The sequence below is a fragment of the Tsuneonella sp. CC-YZS046 genome (assembly GCF_035581365.1).
Classification (GTDB): Bacteria; Pseudomonadota; Alphaproteobacteria; order Sphingomonadales; family Sphingomonadaceae; genus JAWKXU01.
On the sequence record NZ_CP141590.1, the window covers coordinates 2,844,581 to 2,864,763 of the forward strand.

Here is a 20,183-nt window from a genome sequence, read left to right on the forward strand (position 1 = left end):
GTTGGATCGCCGTTCGATCAGCTCAATGCCTCACCCTCAAGATAGCCCTTCCGAGTGTTGCGGTGGGCGTCTCTTGACCCTGAACAACTCAATTAAAGCGCATCCCGAACAATCCGCCGGAATCGGTCGCATCGGTGAGCTTCACGTCAATGACATGCGCGCTGACATCGAAGCCTTCCCGGAAGCCGTCCCTTGGCAACGCGTCCGAGTTCATCGTCACGATGTATTGAAAACCGACACTCGCTGCGTGATCCGCGCCCAATTGCAGCGCCTTCGCCACCTGGCGTTCATCAACACCGTCGAAAAGATGGCTGTCATGCACTAGGAAGCCAGGACCGATACCTCGACGCGCGGCGAGTTCGGCAATCATCAGATCAAAGCAGAATATCTGCATGTTCGTGATGCCCTTACTGCGCTGCCCGTCGATACGAACATCGACTTGGGGGCCGTTGGTGGTTGCGCTGATCGTGAGGCTTCCTGCTTTCTCGTAGAGAGCGTTCGAGAGGTCCTCGAAAACGAGGATGGCCTCTTCAATCAGGCTTTCGCGCTCATGGTGATCGTCCTGGAGCGTCTTGAGCAGCCGGGCGCGCTCGATGTCGAGTTCGGCCTTGGTGCTCTCGATCTCCTCCGCAGTCTTCAGCCGCTGCCGCAGACCCTCGGCATCCGCTTCGGCTCGGCCAGCTTCCTGCTGGAGGAGTGCATAGTGCTCCAGCGCACCGCCAGATTGCAAAATGCCCATCAGTTCGCGGCGTCGCTGGTCCAAGCTCTCGCGGGTCCGATCCCGCTTGCTGATGCGATCTTCGGCAGCCTGTACTTCCGAAGTCAGATGTGAGCGGCGGTTCTGCACGATCGCCTGATGGAATTCTTCCACCTCTTCGAACCGCTTTCCGACCGAACCCGGCAGAACCACGCCTGCCTCACGATAAAGCCGATCGAGGCTGGTAGAAGCCGGCGGAGCCTCGCTGTCGATCGCAGCCTGCAACTGAAGGATTAGCTCTCGGTCGGCGGTATTGTCATCGTTCAGAGTGGAAATCTCGCGTGTTATCCGCGAGGCCTCCTTTTCCATCTCGGTATACTCGGGAACGACGGTGAAAGTGCTGACCTGATCCCGCAGACGCCGGGCGCGTGCCTCCGCAACGGTCATTTTCGTCCGCAAGTCGGCAGCGGTACCAAAATAACGGCCCAGCCCGCCGTCCTTCGCTGCCTTCCGCAACTCGCCCATCGCGCGCTCGCGCGTCCGAACTTCCTGAAATTGCTGCGGGACGGCCGCATCCAGGCCCAGCAGGAAGCTGATGGCGACCTGCTGGTCCCATCCTTGCTGCTTGGATGATTGCTGGGTTGGCGACAGGAAACCATCGCTGTTCTGTCGGCGCACGAAATAGGAAAACAGGGAACGAAACGAGGGCCGGTAACGGACGTTCTCGTCTCCATCGGAATCGGCGTTTAGGCCGAACATCAACGCCCCGAGGACACTCCGCCAGTTCTCGTTGCTGATGATCTGGTCGCCAGTTTTCACGTCCAGCGACGGCGGGATGGGCCAGCTTGCAGCGTCGCCCTGGATCACGACGCGCGATGGCTTGGCTCCGGAGCGGGCCACGTCGACGAGGGTGGTGCCAACGTCGACCCTCGCCTCGAATGTGTGCCCCACCAAAGCACTGGATCGAAAGATGCTGTCCTTCCCGGCATTCGCCCCGAACAGAAAGTGGATCAGCTCGACGAGACTGGTCTTGCCCGCTCCGTTGCGCGATTGCCGATCAGTCGCCCCGGCGCTCTTGTCCGCGAGCAGGATATTAAGGCCGGGACGGAAGGTTAGGCTCTTGAACGTCGGAAGATCACTGCTGAGGCCGTGGATCATGACGCGGTCTTCTGGAGCAGGCCGCGATCGAAATGCACGGCTTTCACCATGAACAGCAGATCGAGAGCCAGCACGAACCAGTCATAGCTGATCGGTGCGGACACCGCCCGATCGGCCCGCGCCGACCTGATCTCATCCCACAACCGCGACACTGTCATCGGCTCGCGCAGACAGCCAAGTACGTCGGCGCCAACCGCGAGAAGCGCCCGATCCGGACGGATATGTTTGGTCGGCAGTATCATGTCACATCGACTCGAATCACATCCTCGAAAATGTCGCAACGCTCAAAAAAATAGGACAGCACGGCAAGAACCGCGCCTTGCCGGGCCGGTTCTCCCGTCATCCCGCCGGCAAACGCTTGAAGCTCGCCGAAGATTTCGTCTGCCGGCAAGCCGGCACCCTTGAGCGCCTGATAGCGCAGTCGGAAGCCCTGCGCGATCTCTTCTCCAAAATCAGGGTCGGGCCATGCCGCGAAGAACGCCTCGACCAGTTGTTCCCGCCGCCGGCCCTGCCGGAGCAGCCCGGCAGCATCCTGCGACAACGCATTGTAATCGAGTTTGGCAGCCGACGGAGCGGCCAGCGGTGGATGGGTGTCTGGCTCCTTGCGTTGAATTGCGAGCAGGACCGGCCGCAAAGCAGCAAAGTCTAGTCGTTCCAACGTCCGATCTGACGGGACAGCTCCGAAAAGATCTTCGAGCTGGTGAAGGGCCAAGCTCATCACGATGGCACGCAATTCCGCTTCGCCGCAGACCGCGAGGACCACGTTCGGGTTCGCCGTCCCTAAATCGGCCAGTTTCTGGACCGCTTGAGCAGCAAGGCCCCGCTGATCGTTGTGGACGAACTCCCACCGCTGCATCCTCGCAGCCCAGTGCTGAATGGCGCCATTGAAGTCTTCGTCAATCTTCGCGAGGAGTGGATCGACTCTCATGGCATCCGGCGCGTAGCATTGGAAAACCGTTCCATCGCTGGCCCGATAGCCGTCACATTTCAAATCGCCGCGCGGACCGTAGGGGCGAACTGGCTGGAAATCGCCGGGGTGGGCGTGGGCCATGATACGGGCGAACAGCGTTTCAAACGCCTTACCCCGCTCCCGCAAGAAGGCATTCTCAAACTTCAGCCCGTACCCAAAGCGTTGCGTGTTATCCAAAACATCCCCCCGTCACCGCCATAGCCGTCCACGGCGCGGTCGATCAATTCGAATTGCAGTCGACCAGACTGGCTATGTGTCGCCGTCCATACTGCGCCTGCAGAAATCGAGCCTCAGGCCGCCATCTGCGCCGCTGCCGCATCATTCGCACCGAACGCATTCTCCCCATCGTCAAACCCGAGGAATCGCGACAGCGCAGCTTGCCGCGACTGGCGATCGAGCGCGTAGGACGTGTGCTTGAACGCCATGCCGTGCAGCAAGCCCTGAATGTAGCCCGAGATCGTATCGGCCGCCATGATGAGCGCGGTGTCGAGCGTGTGGATGTATTTACTCGTCACGCTGTGGCGCGAGTGCCCAACGATCGCGGAGATTGTCGCCTCGGTGAAACCGAGATCATTGCCAAGGCTGGCGAAGCTGTGGCGCAGGACATGGGGCGTCATCCATTCCAGCTCGGTGCCCTTGAAGATCGCCTTCCACTGGCGCGGAAAACCGCCGAATGCCTGATCGTGCTTTCGAATTCCTGGGAACACGAAAGTCTGTTCTTCAACCGGGCGCAGGCTCTCAAGCCTTTCCACGACGCACAGGCCAATCGGGCGAACCGACGCGCCCTCCTTGCTGTCGTTGAGCCGCAGGCAGCTACTATCCGCATCGAACTCGCTCCATTCCAGACCGATGATCTCGCTGCGCCGCGCTCCGGTCAGGGCGATATTGCGAGCGATCTCTACCGTCATGGCGTAGTTGGGATTCCGCCCAGCTTCTTCGAGTATCTCGCCGAAGATTCGATATTCGGCTTCGGTCAGGCGCCGGGTTCGGACCTGGTCTTTCGGTTTCTTCACACCGGCGGCAGGGTTGACGTCGATGATCCCCGCGTCCTTCGCATAGGTCAGGATACCACCGAGCAGACCGACCGTGCGGTTCGCCGTACCGGCCCCGCCCTTGACGATAGAACGGCCACGCAAATTCTTGGTCTTCACGTTTCGCCGGGTCTTACCCGCCATCACATCTTTCAGAACCTTGGTGACGTCGGCCTTGGTCAGATCCTTTACCCGGCGCGTCCCGATCAACGGTACGATATGGCGGAGGATGCGCCCCTTGTCGGAAACGATGGTTCCTGGGCGCTTGGGCCGACCGCCTTTGCCAAGGATCAGACCGGACTCCAGATCCTTGAGATAGAGGTCGCAAAGCTCCTTGACCGTGATTGCCTTATGGTCGAGCTGCCGTTCCTCGGCGGGATTCTCGCCCTGCGCGATGCGCCCCAGAAGCACCTTCGCTTCCTTGCGAGCAAGCTCGGGCGTCCACACGCCATGCAATCCAATCGTGAACCGGCGCGTCCGCCCGAGGGCGCGATACTGGACGAGATAGCTGCGCTTTCCTGATGCGAAGACCCTCAGCCCAAAGCCGGGCAGTTCATCGTCCCAAAGAAAATAGTCCTTTTCCTGGGTCGGTGCGGCATCCACATTGCGCTTGTTGATCTTTGCCATTGCGACGAATCTCCGGCATCTGGTCCTGCTTCCGCGGAAGCACCACGGAAGCAGGTGGGAGCGAACTCCCGGTTAGAATAGCGTACCCACGGCGTATCCTAACTGTAGAAAAAGCTAATGAATATAGAGCATTAGCGCGTATCAGCGTAGATCAAGGTAGATTAGGGAGCCGTGGCGTGGCCCCTGTTTTAATTCTCCGAAGGCGAAGGCCACAGGTTCGAATCCTGTCGGGTGCGCCAAAAATCTCCAACGAAATCAGACTATTGAGAGGAAATCGACCTCTACCGTTCGCAGCCTCGCTGATCGCAAAACTCACCAGCTCTGATCGCGACGCCACGGCAATCCCTTGGATTTCAGCCGAAAACGCCCTGGGCGAAACTCACCAGCGGCATCAGACCTCGCCGGCTGGTGTGGCGCGAGGATCGCGGCTCCCTTCGGCATTCCGATAGGGCGGTTACGGACGCCTGACCGGCGGCGCGTATGGGTCAAGCCCGACCCGTGCGGGCGGGGCGCTCAATTTGGGAGGAACGGGACGACCGCAGGCGCGACCGTCAGCTTACCGTTTGTCGGATCGGGCACGAGGATGGGCACCGCCGGATAGAGCGCGGGCCAGGTCGAATAGTTGGCGATCCACGCCGCCGCGCTCGGCGATAGCCAGCCGGTCAGCGTCGTGATGCTGGCATAGCGCTGCGCGAGCGGCAGAGCGACGATCGGCTCATAGTGAGCGATCCGGTTGCGCAGCAGCCGCAGCTCACGCAGCTCATGCGCGATCATCCCACGCTGGACGCCTTTGGCCTGGAAGATCGGCCGCAGCGTCTGCCAGAGATGGTGCGCTTGGCGGCCGAACAGCGACGACCAGAAGCCGAAATTGAGTTCCGCGATGATTTGGGAGCGCACGGCCGGCTTGTTGGCCTGCTGGAGCGTCTGACGCACCTTGGCGATGCACCCGGTCTGATAGGGCGTTGTCAGCACGACGGGATTGTCGAACCAGGTCTGGCCGTAGCGCTGGATCAGCGCGCCGTCCGCCATGTTGCGCAGAGCGATTTCCTGCATGTGCAACGGCCCGTAGAGCGCGGCGGAAAGCTGAACATTGTAAGTGTAGAGCCGCTCGGCAAGCGCCTGATCCCCACCCGTCCAGTTGAGGTAAGTGTCGAATCGTTCGGCGGAGAGGGCGGCGATCAGTGTAGGCACGCGGCGGCTTATCCCTTGATTTTTCCGCCCCGATCGACTACATGGAGCCCGTATCCCCCGGTGGTCCCTGCTTCGCATACCGCCGGGGCACTTTATTTCTAGCCACAGCCGAGAGCCTTCGCAACGCGCTTGCCGCGCGGCCGCATCCCTTCGTCATGCGAACAGGCCCGGTAGCTCAGGCAGCGGCTCGCGGCTCCCCACACGTCCGGCCACGGCGGCCACCGTCACCCATTCCACCCGCCAGTCGAGGCGCAGCACATCGCCTGCGCCATCGCGCTGAATCCGCGTGATCCCGGCGCCTTCCTCGCTGACCTTGAAGCGGCAGGCATCGTCTTCGCCATAGGCCGCCTCAATCAAGGTGCCGTCCGAAACACTGATCCAGCAGCGTCCCGCGCTCTCGGCCGGAACCGGCAGCTCGGCCTCGATGTCGCCCATCACCTTCAGTCGCGTGCGGTCCTCGCCGCAGATCATCACGCTCATCAGTCGTTCCTTGATTCGCAAAGCCGCATTTGGAACAAATAGCGAACATAATTCAAGAGCCGAGAAGGTTTGGGGGGAAAGCCTTCCCCTGAGCGGGCGCCCTTGCGGTCGCCCGCTACCCCTTCGAGCGGGCGGCTGCCGCCCCCGCAACGCCCCGCTGAGAGTGAGAGCCTGGCCCGCTCGCCGTGACGGGCTCACGAGGCAGAGGGAGTGGCCCCTGCCGACCCGTCGCGGAGAAACGCGATGGCACTCACCACGACCGCCGCCCGCGCCGGTTACGACCCGGCGGGCCTTATCACCCTCGGCCAGAACCCATCCCGCGATTGGGTCCGGCTGCGCGTCCTCAGCCTCGGCGCGGGCGTCCAATCGACCACCCTCGCCCTGATGGCCGCGCATGGCGAGATCGGGCCGATGCCCGATTGCGCTATATTTGCGGACACCGGCTGGGAGCCGCGCGCCGTGCGCGAGCATCTCGCCTGGCTCATGTCGCCGAACGTGCTGCCGTTCCCGGTCCATATCGTCTCGGCCGGCGATATTCGCGCCGATCTCCTGCGCGCCGGCACCGGCGAACGCTGGGCCTCGATCCCCGCCTTCACGCGCACGGTGAAACGTCGCCGCGTCGAGATCGGCATGATCCGGCGCCAATGCACCAAGGATTACAAGATCGTCCCCATCCGCCGGAAGGTCCGCGAACTGGTCGGCCTGACCCGCCGCCGCTCGCCCGACCATCCCGTCGTCGAGCAATGGATCGGCATCTCGCTCGACGAGCTGATGCGGATGAAGCCGTCCTTCGAGGCGTGGCAGGTCAACCGCTGGCCGCTGATCGAGCAGCGCATGTCGCGGCATGACTGCCTGCGCTGGCTCGAACGGCACGACTATCCCATCCCGCCCAAGAGCGCGTGCGTCGGCTGTCCCTTCCACTCCGACATGCGCTGGCGCGAGATCCGCGACCGCGATCCCGAAGCCTGGGACGAGGCCGTCGCGGTGGACCGCGCAATCCGCACCGGCCTGCGCGGCATCCGGGGCAAGGTCTATCTGCACCGCTCGGCCGTGCCGCTCGACCAGGCCGATCTCAGCACGCCGGCCGATCGGGGCCAGCTCGATCTGTGGGGCAATGAGTGTGAGGGCATGTGCGGTGTGTAGCGGCCACAGGCTGAAGAGAGTGAGAGGGTGGCCTTCGGTTTCGTGACGGGCTCGATAGCCGAGAGAGTGTCTCACGGCGGTCCGTCATGGAGTAACCGACATGGCGAAAGCCGCCACCCCCAAGATCGTCCTCAGCCCGTCGCGGGACATTCCCTTCGACAAGCTGTTTCTGTCCCAATCCAATGTCCGCCGCGTGAAGAACGGCGTGACGATCGAAGACCTCGCTGACGACATCGAACGGCGCGGCCTGCTGCATGGCCTCAACGTCCGACCCGAAATCGACGACGACGGCGAGGAGACCGGCCGGTTCGGCATCCCTGCTGGCGGCCGCCGTTATTGCGCGCTGGCGATCCTCGTGAAGCGCAAGCGCATGGACAAGACTGTCCCGGTGCCTTGCGTCGTCAAGTCCGCCACCGATCCGATCCTGGCCGAAGAAGACTCGCTCGCCGAGAACAGCCATCGCGAACCGCTTCACCCTCTCGACGAGTTCCGGGGCATGAAGCTTCTTCACGACAAGGGCGAGCGCGAGCAGGCCATCGCCGCACATTTCCGCGTTACGCCGGCCGTCGTCAGCCAACGCCTGAAGCTCGCCTCGGTCTCGCCCAAGCTGCACGATGTCTATGCGGCCGGCGACATGACGCTCGATCACCTCATGGCCTTCACGGTCAGCGAGGACCACAAGCGCCAGGAGCAGCTCTGGAAGCAGCTCGACCACAGCGTCAATAAGTCGCCCGGCTTCATCCGCGACAAGCTGACCGAGGACATGGTGCCGGTGTCCGACAGGCGTGTCCTGTTCGTCGGGCTCGACGCCTATCTCGCGGCCGGTGGCACCGCGCCGACGCGCGACCTGTTCGAGCCCGATGATGGCGGCTGGGTGTCCGATCCCGCCTTGCTCGACCGCCTGGTCGCCGAAAAGCTCGACACCGACGCGGAGGCGATCAAGGCCGAGGGCTGGAAGTGGGTCGAGGCGCTGATCGACCTGCCCTATGGCTACGGCGGGGACTGCCGCGAGATCGACGCCATCCGCGAGCCGCCGACCGAAGCGGACGAAGCCCGCATCGCCGAGCTTCGCGCCGAAGCGGACGCCCTTGAAGACCAATGGGCTGGCAAAGGCGATGTCCCGGCCGAGGTCGATGCCCGCGTCACCGCCATCGACGTCGAACTGGCCACGTTGTCGCGCGGCCGCTTCACCTACGATCCCGAGGAGCAGGCCCGCGCCGGCGTGTTCGTCGGTCTCGAAGCCGACGGCACGCTCTATATCGACCGCGGCTATGTGCGGCCGGAGGATGAGCCCGAGGACGAAATCGTCGAAGCCTCCGACGACGAGGCCGACGCGATGGTCGAGCCGTTCGGCGATGAACCCGCGGACCTCGCGGCTCGGACGGACGTGGCGAACCCCGATGGCGCGGCCGTTTCCACGCCGGTCGCCGCCGACAGCGACGATGACGACGATGAGGTCATCAAGCCGCTGCCGGACAGGCTGGTGGCCGAGCTGACCGCATCCCGGACGGTCGCCCTGCAGGACGCCTTCGCGCAGAACCCCTCGGTGGCCTTCGCCGCCGTGCTGCACGCGATGGTGCTCACCACCTTCTATCAGGTGCGCACGGAGACCTGCCTGGAGCTGTCGGTCAGCCGCGTCTCTTTCCCGTTCCAGGCGCCGGGCCTTCGGGAAAGCGCGGCGGTGAAGGCGATGGAGGAGCGTCACGCCGGTTGGAAGGCGCGGCTTCCCAAGTCCGACAAGGATGCCTGGGATGCGATCCAACAGCTCGACGGCGCCGACCAGGCGGCGCTGTTCGCCCATTGCGCGGCCTATGCGGTGAACGCGCAATGGGAGCCGGTCGCCAAGCATGGCGGCGGCCGCGTCTCGGCGCATGGCGTCGCGCGCCGGATCGAGCACGCCAATGTCCTGGCCCGAGCCATCGGGTTCGACATGGCGGCGACCGGCTGGCGGCCGACCTACGAGAATTATCTCGGCCGCGTCACCAAGCCCCGCATCCTCGAAGCCGTCGCCGAGGGCACGGAGCCGCAGAAGGCCGGGCTGATCGACCATCTCAAGAAGGGCGACATGGCCCGCGAAGCCGAGCGGCTGCTGGCCGATTCCGGCTGGCTTCCCGAGCCGCTGCGGATGCCGGACGTCGAACCCGTCCTGCCGATCGCCGACACGTCGGTTGACGGCGAGGAGGCCGAGGCGCTCCCGGCGTTCCTCGGGGAGGACGGCGAAGGCGAGGACTCGGCCTACGCCATCGCGGCGGAATAGTCGCGCTCGGGGCGGGGTGGTTTCGGCCGCTCCGCCCCCTTTTTCTTCACGATGCCGCCCAACGGCCCGGCCGAGCGCCGGGCCTTTTCGTATGGCCGCCGGGCCACTTCCGGCCGGGCAGCTTCCACCCTCGACATAGGAGAATCCCCATGAAGATCGACGACATCGCACTGGCGGACGCCGAGACGCTCGCGCCCGTCCTGCTCGCCGCCATTCAGCGCCTCGGGCAGCTCGGCCGCTCGGGCGCCGTCGCGCTGGCGCGGCAGGTCAAAGACGGCGACGCCGATTTCGACGAGGCCGCCGAATGGATCGCCGACATCGCTGCCGGTAAGCTCACCGACTGAACCGCGCGCCGTCGGTCCCATGACGGGGCCGGCGGCCAGAGCCCGAGGAAGGCCGGGGCCGGGTGAGCCGGCCGGATTGAGAGAGAGCGTCGGACGGCTCGCTCCTTCCCCGCTCTCCCGGAGATACCCCATGACCGCAATTCTCAATCCGTCCGCAGCCGCTTCGGCCGTTCTCGATGGCCATGCCGTCGTCGCTGCCGTCCCGCTCGGCACGTTGCTGCGCTTTTTCGACGGCACGCTGCGACCGCCCGAACGCTTTCGGCGCAAGCTGTCGGCGTGGAAGAACCGCAACGATACCGGCCGCCTCGTCCAGACGACGGAAGCTCGAACGCTGGGCGGCTCCCCGTTCCCAGCGACCTTCACCCTTCACCTTGCCAACTATGGCTCGGCCGGAACGATCGTCATGGTCGTGAACCGGGGCTTTCCGGCCACGACCGATCTACGCTTCGAGATTGTCGAACGTCCTGCACCCGGCATGGTGCGCGCGCTCTCGCGACGTGACGGCCGGGTCGAGCTGCATCGCCTCACGTCCGACATGGCCGAGGCGGAGGCATGGATGGCGAAGAACCGCTATTGCGATCCCATCGCCGAGATCGTCGGCGAAGATGAAGCCAGCGCCGCACCGATCGGGAGGGCGGTATGAACGCGGCCGCTCCCATCCAGGCCGTCTATGGCCGCACCGCCGATGAGCATCTGGCGGCGCTGGTCGGTGACAATGCCTATCTCGCCCTTCCAGTCGGGGACGGTTTCCGCCTCGCAACGGCTTGGCGCATCAATCGCCCAATCGCCGAGTGGCGTCGGGACGACTTCTACGGGTTCGGTTCCGCCATCGACGGCGAGACGGAGTTCCGGGTTCACGTCGAGGAGCAGGCCCACCATCAGCGTGAGAAGACCGCGCTCGATCGACAGCACCAACCTTCCGACCTCTGGACACCTTGGGGCGGATCGCAGGGCGGCGTGGTCTATGCCGAGGGCGTCGTCTTCCACCACACCGCCGGACACGGCGGCTTCAACCTCGATGAAGCCCGTAACGCGGCCATGCCCGCCGCGCTACGCATCGAACCTGGCTGGTATGAGGAGGACTGCGATTGGGCGATGGTCGCGTTCGGCTTTCCCGAGCTGTTCACGGCCTATGAGCGGCGCATCGCCGAGAAGACGCTGCGCGACACCTTCCCCGACCGCTGGGAAGCCGTCCACGGCCGGTCCCTCGCACCGGGCGAATCCTTCTCGAACGATCGCCGCCTGTTCGAGGAGGCCCATGCGCAGGATTGGATCGTCATATCCGCCAGCATGTCGGGGAGTGCGCCGGGTTTCGTGAAGTGCGTCGCGACGCTCGGCGGGAAACGTGACTGGCGGCCATATCGCGGGTTTCTCGTCCCCAAGGCCGAGTATCGCTCCGGCCCGCATGGCTTCATGATCGACGAGACCCGGCACGAAACCTGGGAGCTGCCAACCGCTCCTGACGCCTGATCTTCACATAGCCCGTCCCTGCGCCTCGGCCAGGGACGGGTTCTTATTGTGCTGGCATGTAGAGGCGCACCCCGTTCGCAATCGTCAACTTCGACTCTGCCGGATAGCGATGGCCGAAAGATCGTTGGCCGAATCGACCACGACGCCCGCCGCTTTGCGCTCGGAATAGCGATTGACAAGCTGCGCGGCGTGCGGGCGCAGCAGCACTGTGAACCGGACCAACTCCTCCATTACATCGACGATGCGGTCATAGTAGCTCGACGGCTTCATACGCCCCATCTCATCGAACTCCTTATAGGCCATCGCCACGCTCGACTGGTTGGGAATGGTGAACATACGCATCCAGCGCCCGAGCAGGCGCAGGGTGTTGACCGCATTGAACGACTGCGAACCGCCTGACACCTGCATCACCGCCAGCGTGCGGCCCTGGGTCGGGCGCAGCCCCCTCATCTCCAGCGGCAGATGGTCGATCTGCGCTTTCATGATGCTGCTGATCTGGCCGTGGCGCTCCGGGCTGCACCACACCATGCCTTCGGACCACAGAGCATGGTTGCGCAACTCATGGATGGCGGAATGATCGTCGTCCTTCACCTGATCGGGCAACGGCAGATCAAACGGATCGAAGATGCGCGTCTCAGCGCCGAAGAACTGGAGCAGCCGCGCAGCTTCCTCGACCGCGAAGCGCGAGAAGGACCGCTCGCGCAACGACCCATAGAGCAGCAGGATGCGCGGCGGCGAATCGCCCGCGCCAAGGCCGAGCGCGGGCTGCTCATGCACATAGCGACGATCGAGCGCGGGCAGATGGCCCGGCTCGGGAAGATCTCGGATACGAGTCAAGCGGCCGCCCCCTTCTCATACCAGCCGCGCGTGCGCTTCACGATCGCCACGACCGAGAGCATCACCGGCACCTCGACCAGCACACCGACCACCGTGGCGAGCGCCGCACCGGACTTGAGGCCGAACAGGCTGATTGCCGCCGCCACGGCCAGCTCGAAAAAATTGGATGCGCCTATCAGCGCGGCCGGTGCCGCGACGCACCAGGCGACGCCGAACCGGCGGCTCAGCCAATAGGCCAGCCCCGCGTTGAAATAGACCTGCACCAGTATCGGCACGGCGATCAGCGCGATCACCAGCGGCTGCGCTATGATCGCCTCGCCCTGGAAGCCGAACAGGAGCACCAGCGTTGACAGCAAAGCGACCAGCGAGATCGGACCGAGATGGGCGAGCAGCCGGTCGAGTGAAGCCTGTCCGCCCGATGCCAGCACAGCGCGCCGGAGGATTTGCGCGACGATCACCGGCACGACGATATAGAGGCCAACTGACAGCAGCAGCGTATCCCACGGCACCGTCACCACAGCGACGCCGAGCAGCAGGCCGACCAGCGGCGCGAAGGCGAACACCATGATGAGGTCGTTCAGCGCCACCTGGCTCAGCGTGAAATTGGGCTCGCCGTCGCACAGATTCGACCAGACGAACACCATCGCCGTGCAGGGCGCGGCGGCAAGCAGGATCAGCCCGGCGATATAGGACGGGCCTTCGCCTTCGGGGAGCAGCGGCGCAAACAGCCAGCCGAGGAAGAATGTGCCCAGCAGCGCCATCGAGAAAGGCTTGACCGCCCAATTGATGAATAGGGTAACGCCGACGCCTTTCCAGTGCTGGCGCACCGATCCCAAGGCACCCAAGTCGATCTTGAGCAGCATCGGCACGATCATCAGCCAGATCAGCACCGCGACCACGAGATTGACCCGCGCGACTTCGGCCGACGCGATCGCGCTGAACAGGCCGGGCAGCGCATGGCCGAGCGCGATGCCGACGACGATGCAGAGTGCCACCCACAGGCTCAGATAACGCTCGAAGAAGGAGATGCCGGGACGGGCCGGTGCGGTGCTGGCGGGACCGGTCGCCATGCCTCAGACCAGCCGCACGCCGGTTTCATCGACGACTTGGTGCCCGTCCTCCTTGGCGAAAGCGCCTAGCTGGGGCTTCGGCAGGATATCGAGCACGACTTCGGACGGGCGGCAAAGGCGCACGCCCAGCGGCGTTTCGACCAGCGGCCGGTTGATGAGGATCGGATGCTTCATCATCGCGTCGAGCAGGGCTTCGTCGCCCAGCACCGGGTCATCGTCGCGCAGCCCTTCATAGATCGTGCCTTTGATGCGCAGCACATCGCGCGGAGAAAGGCCGGCGGCCGCCATCAACGCGACCAGCTTGTCGCGCGAGGGCGGCGTTTGCAGATATTCGATGATCGTGGGCTCGATGCCGGCGTTGCGGATCAGGCCCAGCACGTTGCGCGAGGTGCCGCACTCGGGGTTGTGATAGATGATGATGTCGGTCACGCGGCGTCTCCGCGCTTTGCAGTCGAGCCTTCGGCATGGCCGATCTCGCGCAGGTTCACGCCGAGCGCCTTGGCTTCGAGGGTTTCGATGGGCAGCGCGAGGAACAGCTTGATCCGGTTTTCCAGATAACGCAGCGCCGTCACGAAGGCGCGCTCGCGCTCGATCTCCGTTCCTTCGGCATGGCTTGGATCTTCGATGCCCCAATGGGCGGTCATCGGATGACCGGGCCATACGGGGCATGTCTCACCGGCTGCGTCGTCGCAGACGGTGAACACGAAATCCATGTGCGGCGCATCGAGACGGGAAAACTCCTCCCAGCTTTTCGAGCGCAGCCCTTCAGTCGGATAGCCGATCCGCTCCAGTAGCCGCAGTGCGACCGGATTGACCTGGCCCTTGGGGAAACTGCCGGCCGAGAAGCCGCGGAGGCGACCTTCGCCCAGCTTGTTAAGCGCGCTTTCGGCGAGGATCGAGCGCGCCGAATTGCCGGTGCAGAGGAACAGGACATTGAACACGCGATCGGTGGACATAACGGTCTCCTTCAGCAGCAGGGGAGAAGTTCGGCGACGAGCGGCGCGCACAGTTCCGGCTTCCCTGCGCAGCAGTCCTTGACGAGATAGAGAGTGAGCGCGCGCAGCGTATCGAGGTCGGCGCGGTAGATGATCGACCGGCTTTGCCGTTCGGACTTCACCAGCCCAGCGCGCGACAGGATGCCGAGATGCGCGGACATGGTGTTCTGCGGCACGTCGAGCCGGCGCGCGATCTCGCCGGCCGGCAGCCCATCCGGCTCGTGCCGCACCAGCAGGCGGAAAGTATCAAGGCGCGTCGTCTGCGCGAGCGCGCCCAAGGCAAGAATGGTCGAATCAGATTCCATATATCCAGAATAACAGATATTTCGGGCAATGCCATGGGATTCCAGCGTCTGAACGGACACGCCGCATCATGAGAGAGTGAGAGGCGGGCCGGAAGCGGGCGGGTCGGCCGGATCGAGAGAGAGCGTCCGGCGGCCCGTTCCTTCCCGGCTCTCCTCAGGACATTCGCCATGACTCTTGCTGCACCCGCTGCCCGTTCGGCGGCGCCGTTTCCCGTCGCGCCCGGTTTCGCCGCGACCGCCCGGTCCATCCTTGCCGCCGCCGCGCTGATCCTGCCCGATCTTGAACGGGGCCGCGCGATCGACGCACGCGCCCTGCGCTCCGCGATGGAGACCGCGTTTGGCGGTTCTGACGCCGATGGCGCATGGGACTGGAAAACCGCCTACGACGCCTGCGAAGCGGCGCAGGTTCTGTTCCTGCGCAAATACGGCGGCACGATCCTCCGCAAATCCGCTTCGCCGGTCGCCGCGCTGGCGATGATCGAGAAGGTGGCGGCGCTGCTCCCCACCCATACGCGCCGGTCGGAGACTTCTCAGGCGTTCCAGCAATTCTCGACGCCGGCCGGGCTGGGCTTCGTCGCCACCGTCGCGGCCGCGATCCGGCCGGGCGAGCTGGTGCTCGAACCCTCCGCCGGCACCGGGCTGCTCGCGGTCCAGGCTGAGACGCGAGGGGCCAGCCTGGTTCTCAACGAACTGGCCGAGATCCGCGCCGAGATGCTCGGCGGCCTGTTCGGCGATTGCGCGATCACGCGCCACGACGCCGCGCACATCCACGACTATCTGCGCCCGGACATCGCGCCGAGCGTGGTGGTGATGAACCCGCCTTTCTCGGCCGTCGCCCATGTCGATCGGACGATGAAGGACGCGGCGCTGCGCCATATCGGCTCGGCGCTGGCCCGGCTCGCCGAGGGCGGCCGCCTGGTCGCGATCACCGGCGCGAGCTGCACGCCCGACAATCCCGCCTGGGCCGACGCCTTCGCCCAGCTTCAGGAGCGCGGCCGCATCCTGTTCTCGGCGGCGATCGACGGCCGGGTCTATGCCAAGCACGGCACGACCATCGATACGCGCCTGACCGTTCTCGAGCGCGTTCCCGCCGACGATCCTCGCCGCTTCCCGGCCTCACCGGGCGTCGCGCCCGACACCGCGACCTTGCTCGGCTGGGTGCAGGGCCATGTGCCGCCGCGCGGGTCCGGCCCCGACATGCCGCCGCCCGCCATGCCGGTCGCCATGCGGGCGATGGCCGCTGCGCCCGCGCCCCGTCGTCGCGCCGCACCCGCACCAGCGCCTGCGCGCGTCGATCTACCCGAGGCGGCGGAGCTGGCCTATGAGGCGATCGACTGGATGCCGGCCGAAGCGGGCCGCCTGACCGATGCGATCTACGAGCCCTATGCGCTCCAGTCACTGCGCATCGACGGCGCGAAGCCGCATCCGACGCCGCTGGTCCAGTCGGCGGCGATGGCCTCGGTCTCGCCGCCCAAGCCGAGCTATCGGCCGATGCTGCCGGCCAGCCTCGTCGCCGACAGCATCCTGTCGGACGCCCAGCTCGAATCCGTGATCCTCGCGGGCGAGGCCCATAGCGGCCAGCTCGCCGGGGCATGGACCGTCGATGACACCTGGGATGTCGTCACCGCCGCGCCGGATGACGCTGAGAAGGCCGTGCGCTTCCGCCGCGGCTGGTTCCTCGGTGACGGCACCGGCGCGGGCAAGGGCCGCCAGGTCGCGGGCATCATCCTCGACAACTGGCTGAAAGGCCGCCGCCGCGCGGTCTGGATCAGCCGTTCCGAGACCCTGCACCAGGACGCCATGCGCGATTGGGAAGCGCTCGGCCAGGAGCGCCTCTTGGTGACGCCGCTTTCCCGCTTCCGGCAGGGCACGGCGATCACGCTGGACGAGGGCGTGCTGTTCACCACCTACGCCACGCTGCGGTCGCAGGAGCGCGGTGAAAAGGCGAGCCGCGTGCAGCAGATCGTCGAGTGGCTCGGCGCCGACTTCGACGGCGTGATCGTGTTCGACGAGGCGCACGCGATGGCGAACGCGGCCGGCAGCACCAGCGAGCGCGGCGAGCAGGCGCCCTCGCAGCAGGGCCGCGCGGGGCTTCGGCTCCAGCACGCGCTGCCCGATGCGCGCATCGTCTATGTCTCCGCGACCGGCGCGACCACCGTGCAAAATCTCGCCTACGCCCAACGGCTCGGCCTGTGGGGCGGCGAGGACTTTCCGTTCACCACGCGCAGCGAGTTCATCGCGGCGATCGAGGACGGCGGCGTTGCGGCGATGGAGGTGCTGGCGCGCGACTTGAAGGCGCTCGGCCTCTATTCGGCCCGCTCGCTGTCCTTCGACGGCGTGGAATACGAGATGCTCGAACATGCGCTGACCCCCGCGCAGATCGGCATCTACGACGCCTACGCGGGCGCCTTCCAGATCATTCACAACAATCTGGATGCGGCGATGAAGGCCGCGAACATCACCGGCGCGACCGGCACGCTCAACGCCCAGGCCAAGTCGGCGGCGCGCAGCGCCTTCGAGTCCGCCAAGCAGCGGTTCTTCAATCACCTCATCACGGCGATGCAGACGCCTTCGATGATCGCCAGCATCGAGCGCGACCTGGCGGCCGGCCATAGCGCCGTCGTCCAGATCGTCTCGACCGGCGAGGCGCTGATGGAACGCCGTCTCGCAGACATCCCGACCGAGGAATGGGACGACGTGCGCGTGGACGTGACGCCCCGCGAATACGTCCTATCGTATCTCGAACATAGCTTCCCGGTGCAGCTCTACGAGCCGTTCACGGACAGCGAGGGCAACCTGTCCTCGCGGCCCGTCACCGACGCGGACGGCAATCCCGTCGAATCCCGCGAAGCCGCCGAGCGCCGCGACCGGCTGATCGAGCGCCTGGCCTCGCTGGCGCCGGTGCCGGCCGCGCTCGACCAGATCATCCATCACTTCGGGACCGATGTGGTCGCCGAGGTGACGGGGCGTTCGCGCCGGATCGTCAGGCGGCGCGGCTCGGACGGCATCGACCGCTATGTGGTCGAGAGCCGGCCGGGCTCGGCCAATGTCGGCGAAACCGACGCCTTCCAGAGCGACGCCAAGCGCATCCTCATCTTCTCCGATGCGGGCGGGACCGGCCGCAGCTATCACGCCGACCTCGGCGCGAGGAACCAACGGCTGCGCGTCCATTATCTGCTGGAGGCGGGCTGGAAGGCCGACAATGCCATCCAGGGCTTCGGCCGCACCAACCGGACCAATCAGAAGCAGCCGCCGCTGTTCCGGCCGGTGACGACCGATGTGAAGGCGCAGAAGCGGTTCATCTCGACCATCGCGCGCCGGCTCGACACGCTGGGCGCGATCACGCGCGGCCAGCGCCAGACCGGCGGCCAGGGACTGTTCCGGCCGGAAGACAATCTGGAATCGCAATATGCGCGCGACGCGCTGCGCCAGCTCTACCGGCTGCTCTACGCGGGCAAGGTCGAGGGCTGCTCGCTGCTCGCCTTCGAGGAGGCGACGGGTCTCAGCTTGCGCGACGACACCGGCCTCAAGGACGAGTTGCCGCCGATCACGACCTTCCTCAACCGGATGCTGGCGCTCGCCATCGACTTGCAGAACGTCCTGTTCACGGCGTTCGAGGACTTGCTGACCGCCCGCATCGAGGGGGCCGTCGCTTCGGGAACCTACGAGCTGGGGCTGGAGACGCTCCAGGCCGAAAGCTTCACGATTGCCGAGCGCAGCACCATCTATGCTCATCCCGGCACCACGGCGGAGACGAGGTTGCTGACGATCGAACGCAAGGACCGCAATCGGCCGCTCACGCTGGCGAAGGCGCTCGACCATCTTTCGGACCCGCGTGCGGTCCTGCTGGTCAACGCCCAATCCGGCCGCGCCGCCGTGCAGATACCGACGAAGGGGATGTTGCTCGACGACGGCAGCGTCGAGCGCCGCGTGCGGCTGGTCCGGCCGATGGAATCGACGCCGATGCCGCTGGAGGCAATGGCGCAGACGCAATGGCACGAAGCGAGCCGGGCGGACTTCGCCCGCGCGTGGGAGGCGGAGTTGGCCGAGGTGCCGGAGTTCGCCACCAGCACCATGCACATCGTCACCGGCCTCTTGCTGCCCATCTGGAAGCGGCTGCCGAACGAGTCCACCCGCGTCTATCGGCTCCAGACCGATGATGGCGAGCGGATCATCGGCCGCCGGGTCTCGCCGGCCTGGGTCGCGACGGCAACCGCCAACGACGACGGCCCGCGTCTCGATCCGCAGGCGGCCTTCGCTGCGCTGATGGACGGGCGCACCGTGCTCGACCTGGCTGAAGGTCTCCAGCTCCGCCGTGTGCGCGTGATGAACGCCTACCGGATCGAGCTGACCGGCTTCACCGACGCCATGCGCGAGCGGCTGACCGCCTATGGCCTGTTCCACGAGATCATCTCGTGGACGCTGCGCATGTTCGTCCCCGTCGATGCGGCGGGCGTCGCGGTGCTGGAGCGCCTGATGAAACGGTGGCCGCTGACGCGCATCGCCGACCGGGCGGCCGCGTGATGGGCCGGCTGTCGGATCAGGCAGGCGAACTGGCGAACCGTCTCGGCGATCGGGCCGAGGCGGTTTGCCGTCATTACCTGTCGAAGGGGCATCGCGAAGGCCGCTATTGGCTGGTTGGCGATGCCCACAACACGCCGGGCCGCAGCCTCTATGTGCGATTGTCCGGCTCGGAGGATGGCCGGGGCGCTGCCGGCAAATGGACTGACGCCGCGACCGGCGAGCATGGCGACCTGCTCGACATCATCGCGCTCGCCCGCGGCCATTCGCAGCTCCGCGACACGCTGGACGAGGCCCGGAGCTTCCTCAGCCTACCGAATCCCGAGCCTTGCACCGATGGTCCACGCCATGCGCGTGAGCCGCAAGCGCCCACCGGCTCGCCGCAAGCCGCCAAGCGCCTGTTCGCCGCGTCCGGGCCTGTCCGGGGATCGGTCGTTCAAGCCTATCTGCGGGGACGCGCGATCACGGCCCTGCGGGTGGACGATCCGCTCCGCTTCCACCCGCGCTGCTACTACACCCCGTCGCGGAAGGACTTGGCCGGAACACGTCGCGTATGGCCTGCCATGATCGCCGCCGTCACCGATCTCGACGGCGCGATCACCGGCGTTCATCGCACCTGGCTCGACCCGGACGCATCGACCAAGGCGCCGGTGGTCACGCCTCGGCGCGCGATGGGTTTCCTTCTCGGGCACGGCGTCCGCTTCGGCAGACCGGATGCGGTGATGGCGGCGGGCGAAGGCATCGAGACCATCCTGTCGCTGCGTCAGGTCATGCCCGCCATGCCCATGATCGCCGCTCTGTCCTCGCCCCACCTTGGAGCCGTCCTGTTCCCGCCCGCGCTCCGACGCCTCTATGTCGGCCGCGACGACGATCCGGCCGGCGACGCTGCGTTGGCGAGGCTGACCGAGCGGGCTTCCGGGGCCGGGATCGAGGTCGTGCCGCTCTCGCCCATGCTCGGCGATTTCAACGAGGATCTGCGCCTAGTCGGAGCCGAGCGGATGGCGGCGGCGCTGGGCGGGCAGCTCATCCCCGAGGATGCGGGCCGTTTCCTGGCCATGCCCGGCTGAGGCCGGAAAGGCGGCGGGGG

General features: G+C 65.7%; 19 protein-coding genes. 7 read left to right on the plus strand and 12 right to left on the minus strand.

From position 1 onward, the window contains the following. Nucleotides 1-88: 88 nt before the first annotated feature. The 6 genes from U8326_RS14005 to U8326_RS14030 form a co-directional block, all read right to left on the minus strand. Nucleotides 89-1,855, minus strand: coding sequence for an ABC-three component system protein (locus U8326_RS14005; RefSeq protein WP_070933746.1), 1,767 nt, complete (start codon nt 1,853-1,855; stop codon nt 89-91). Continuing rightward, complete coding sequence (locus U8326_RS14010) at nt 1,852-2,097, minus strand: ABC-three component system middle component 6 (RefSeq protein ID WP_015460380.1); 246 nt, start codon at nt 2,095-2,097, stop codon at nt 1,852-1,854. Before U8326_RS14010 ends, U8326_RS14005 begins: the two co-directional genes overlap by 4 nt. Further along, the gene (locus U8326_RS14015; protein ID WP_015460379.1) at nt 2,094-3,002 is read right to left on the minus strand and encodes an ABC-three component system protein; all 909 of its coding nucleotides are present in this window, start codon (nt 3,000-3,002) and stop codon (nt 2,094-2,096) included. The genes U8326_RS14010 and U8326_RS14015 overlap by 4 nt, the downstream gene beginning before the upstream one ends. A 113-nt stretch (nt 3,003-3,115) precedes the next feature. After that, a complete protein-coding gene (locus tag U8326_RS14020; RefSeq protein WP_324740960.1) occupies nt 3,116-4,459 on the minus strand; it encodes a tyrosine-type recombinase/integrase in 1,344 nt (447 codons plus the stop codon). Nucleotides 4,460-4,996: 537 nt separating this feature from the next. Continuing rightward, the gene (locus U8326_RS14025) at nt 4,997-5,674 is read right to left on the minus strand and encodes a hypothetical protein (protein ID WP_324740961.1); all 678 of its coding nucleotides are present in this window, start codon (nt 5,672-5,674) and stop codon (nt 4,997-4,999) included. A gap of 153 nt (nt 5,675-5,827) precedes the next feature. Next, complete coding sequence (locus tag U8326_RS14030) at nt 5,828-6,154, minus strand: hypothetical protein (RefSeq protein ID WP_324740962.1); 327 nt, start codon at nt 6,152-6,154, stop codon at nt 5,828-5,830. A gap of 243 nt (nt 6,155-6,397) precedes the next feature. Here U8326_RS14030 and U8326_RS14035 point away from each other — a divergent pair, with 243 nt between their 5' ends. After that, complete coding sequence (locus U8326_RS14035) at nt 6,398-7,297, plus strand: hypothetical protein (protein ID WP_324740963.1); 900 nt, start codon at nt 6,398-6,400, stop codon at nt 7,295-7,297. 100 nt (nt 7,298-7,397) lie between these two features. Continuing rightward, entirely contained in the window at nt 7,398-9,554 is a 2,157-nt protein-coding gene (locus U8326_RS14040; RefSeq protein WP_324740964.1) for a ParB/RepB/Spo0J family partition protein, read from the plus strand. Here the strand turns inward: U8326_RS14040 and U8326_RS14045 are convergent. Next, nucleotides 9,533-9,691, minus strand: a complete 159-nt coding sequence (locus tag U8326_RS14045; protein WP_324740965.1) for a hypothetical protein — start codon at nt 9,689-9,691, stop codon at nt 9,533-9,535. The two genes, U8326_RS14040 and U8326_RS14045, sit on opposite strands and share 22 nt — an antisense overlap. 12 nt (nt 9,692-9,703) lie before the next feature. On the opposite strand from U8326_RS14045, the gene U8326_RS14050 reads away from it, so the two are divergent. The 3 genes from U8326_RS14050 to U8326_RS14060 all read left to right on the plus strand — a co-directional run bounded on the left by U8326_RS14050 (nt 9,704) and on the right by U8326_RS14060 (nt 11,368). Continuing rightward, nucleotides 9,704-9,898 (plus strand): hypothetical protein, encoded by a 195-nt coding sequence (locus tag U8326_RS14050; RefSeq protein ID WP_324740966.1) that lies wholly within the window; start codon nt 9,704-9,706, stop codon nt 9,896-9,898. A 130-nt stretch (nt 9,899-10,028) separates the two neighbouring features. Further along, nucleotides 10,029-10,541, plus strand: coding sequence for a hypothetical protein (locus U8326_RS14055; protein WP_324740967.1), 513 nt, complete (start codon nt 10,029-10,031; stop codon nt 10,539-10,541). Then, complete coding sequence (locus tag U8326_RS14060) at nt 10,538-11,368, plus strand: DUF7007 domain-containing protein (protein ID WP_324740968.1); 831 nt, start codon at nt 10,538-10,540, stop codon at nt 11,366-11,368. The genes U8326_RS14055 and U8326_RS14060 overlap by 4 nt, the downstream gene beginning before the upstream one ends. An 84-nt stretch (nt 11,369-11,452) precedes the next feature. Here the strand turns inward: U8326_RS14060 and arsH are convergent, their stop codons facing one another. Genes arsH through U8326_RS14085 form a run of 5 tightly spaced genes read right to left on the minus strand, consistent with a single transcriptional unit; the run spans nt 11,453 to nt 14,575 of the window. Beyond that, nucleotides 11,453-12,205 carry an arsenical resistance protein ArsH gene (gene arsH / locus U8326_RS14065; RefSeq protein ID WP_324740969.1) on the minus strand — a complete coding sequence of 251 codons (753 nt, stop codon included), beginning with the start codon at nt 12,203-12,205 and terminating at the stop codon, nt 11,453-11,455. Further along, nucleotides 12,202-13,275: an ACR3 family arsenite efflux transporter gene (gene arsB / locus U8326_RS14070; RefSeq protein ID WP_324740970.1), complete on the minus strand. Its 1,074-nt coding sequence runs from the start codon at nt 13,273-13,275 to the stop codon at nt 12,202-12,204. Before arsB ends, arsH begins: the two co-directional genes overlap by 4 nt. A gap of 3 nt (nt 13,276-13,278) precedes the next feature. Continuing rightward, on the minus strand, nt 13,279-13,704 hold the full coding sequence (gene arsC / locus U8326_RS14075; protein ID WP_324740971.1) for an arsenate reductase (glutaredoxin): 426 nt from the start codon (nt 13,702-13,704) through the stop codon (nt 13,279-13,281). After that, complete coding sequence (locus U8326_RS14080; RefSeq protein ID WP_324740973.1) at nt 13,701-14,231, minus strand: arsenate reductase ArsC; 531 nt, start codon at nt 14,229-14,231, stop codon at nt 13,701-13,703. The genes arsC and U8326_RS14080 overlap by 4 nt, the downstream gene beginning before the upstream one ends. 11 nt (nt 14,232-14,242) lie before the next feature. Continuing rightward, entirely contained in the window at nt 14,243-14,575 is a 333-nt protein-coding gene (locus U8326_RS14085; RefSeq protein ID WP_324740974.1) for an ArsR/SmtB family transcription factor, read from the minus strand. A 168-nt stretch (nt 14,576-14,743) separates the two neighbouring features. Here U8326_RS14085 and U8326_RS14090 point away from each other — a divergent pair, with 168 nt between their 5' ends. Together U8326_RS14090 and U8326_RS14095 are read left to right on the plus strand one after the other, a co-directional pair. After that, entirely contained in the window at nt 14,744-19,099 is a 4,356-nt protein-coding gene (locus tag U8326_RS14090) for a strawberry notch-like NTP hydrolase domain-containing protein (protein ID WP_324740975.1), read from the plus strand. Further along, entirely contained in the window at nt 19,099-20,163 is a 1,065-nt protein-coding gene (locus U8326_RS14095; protein WP_416385488.1) for a toprim domain-containing protein, read from the plus strand. The genes U8326_RS14090 and U8326_RS14095 overlap by 1 nt, the downstream gene beginning before the upstream one ends. Nucleotides 20,164-20,183 lie beyond the last annotated feature (20 nt).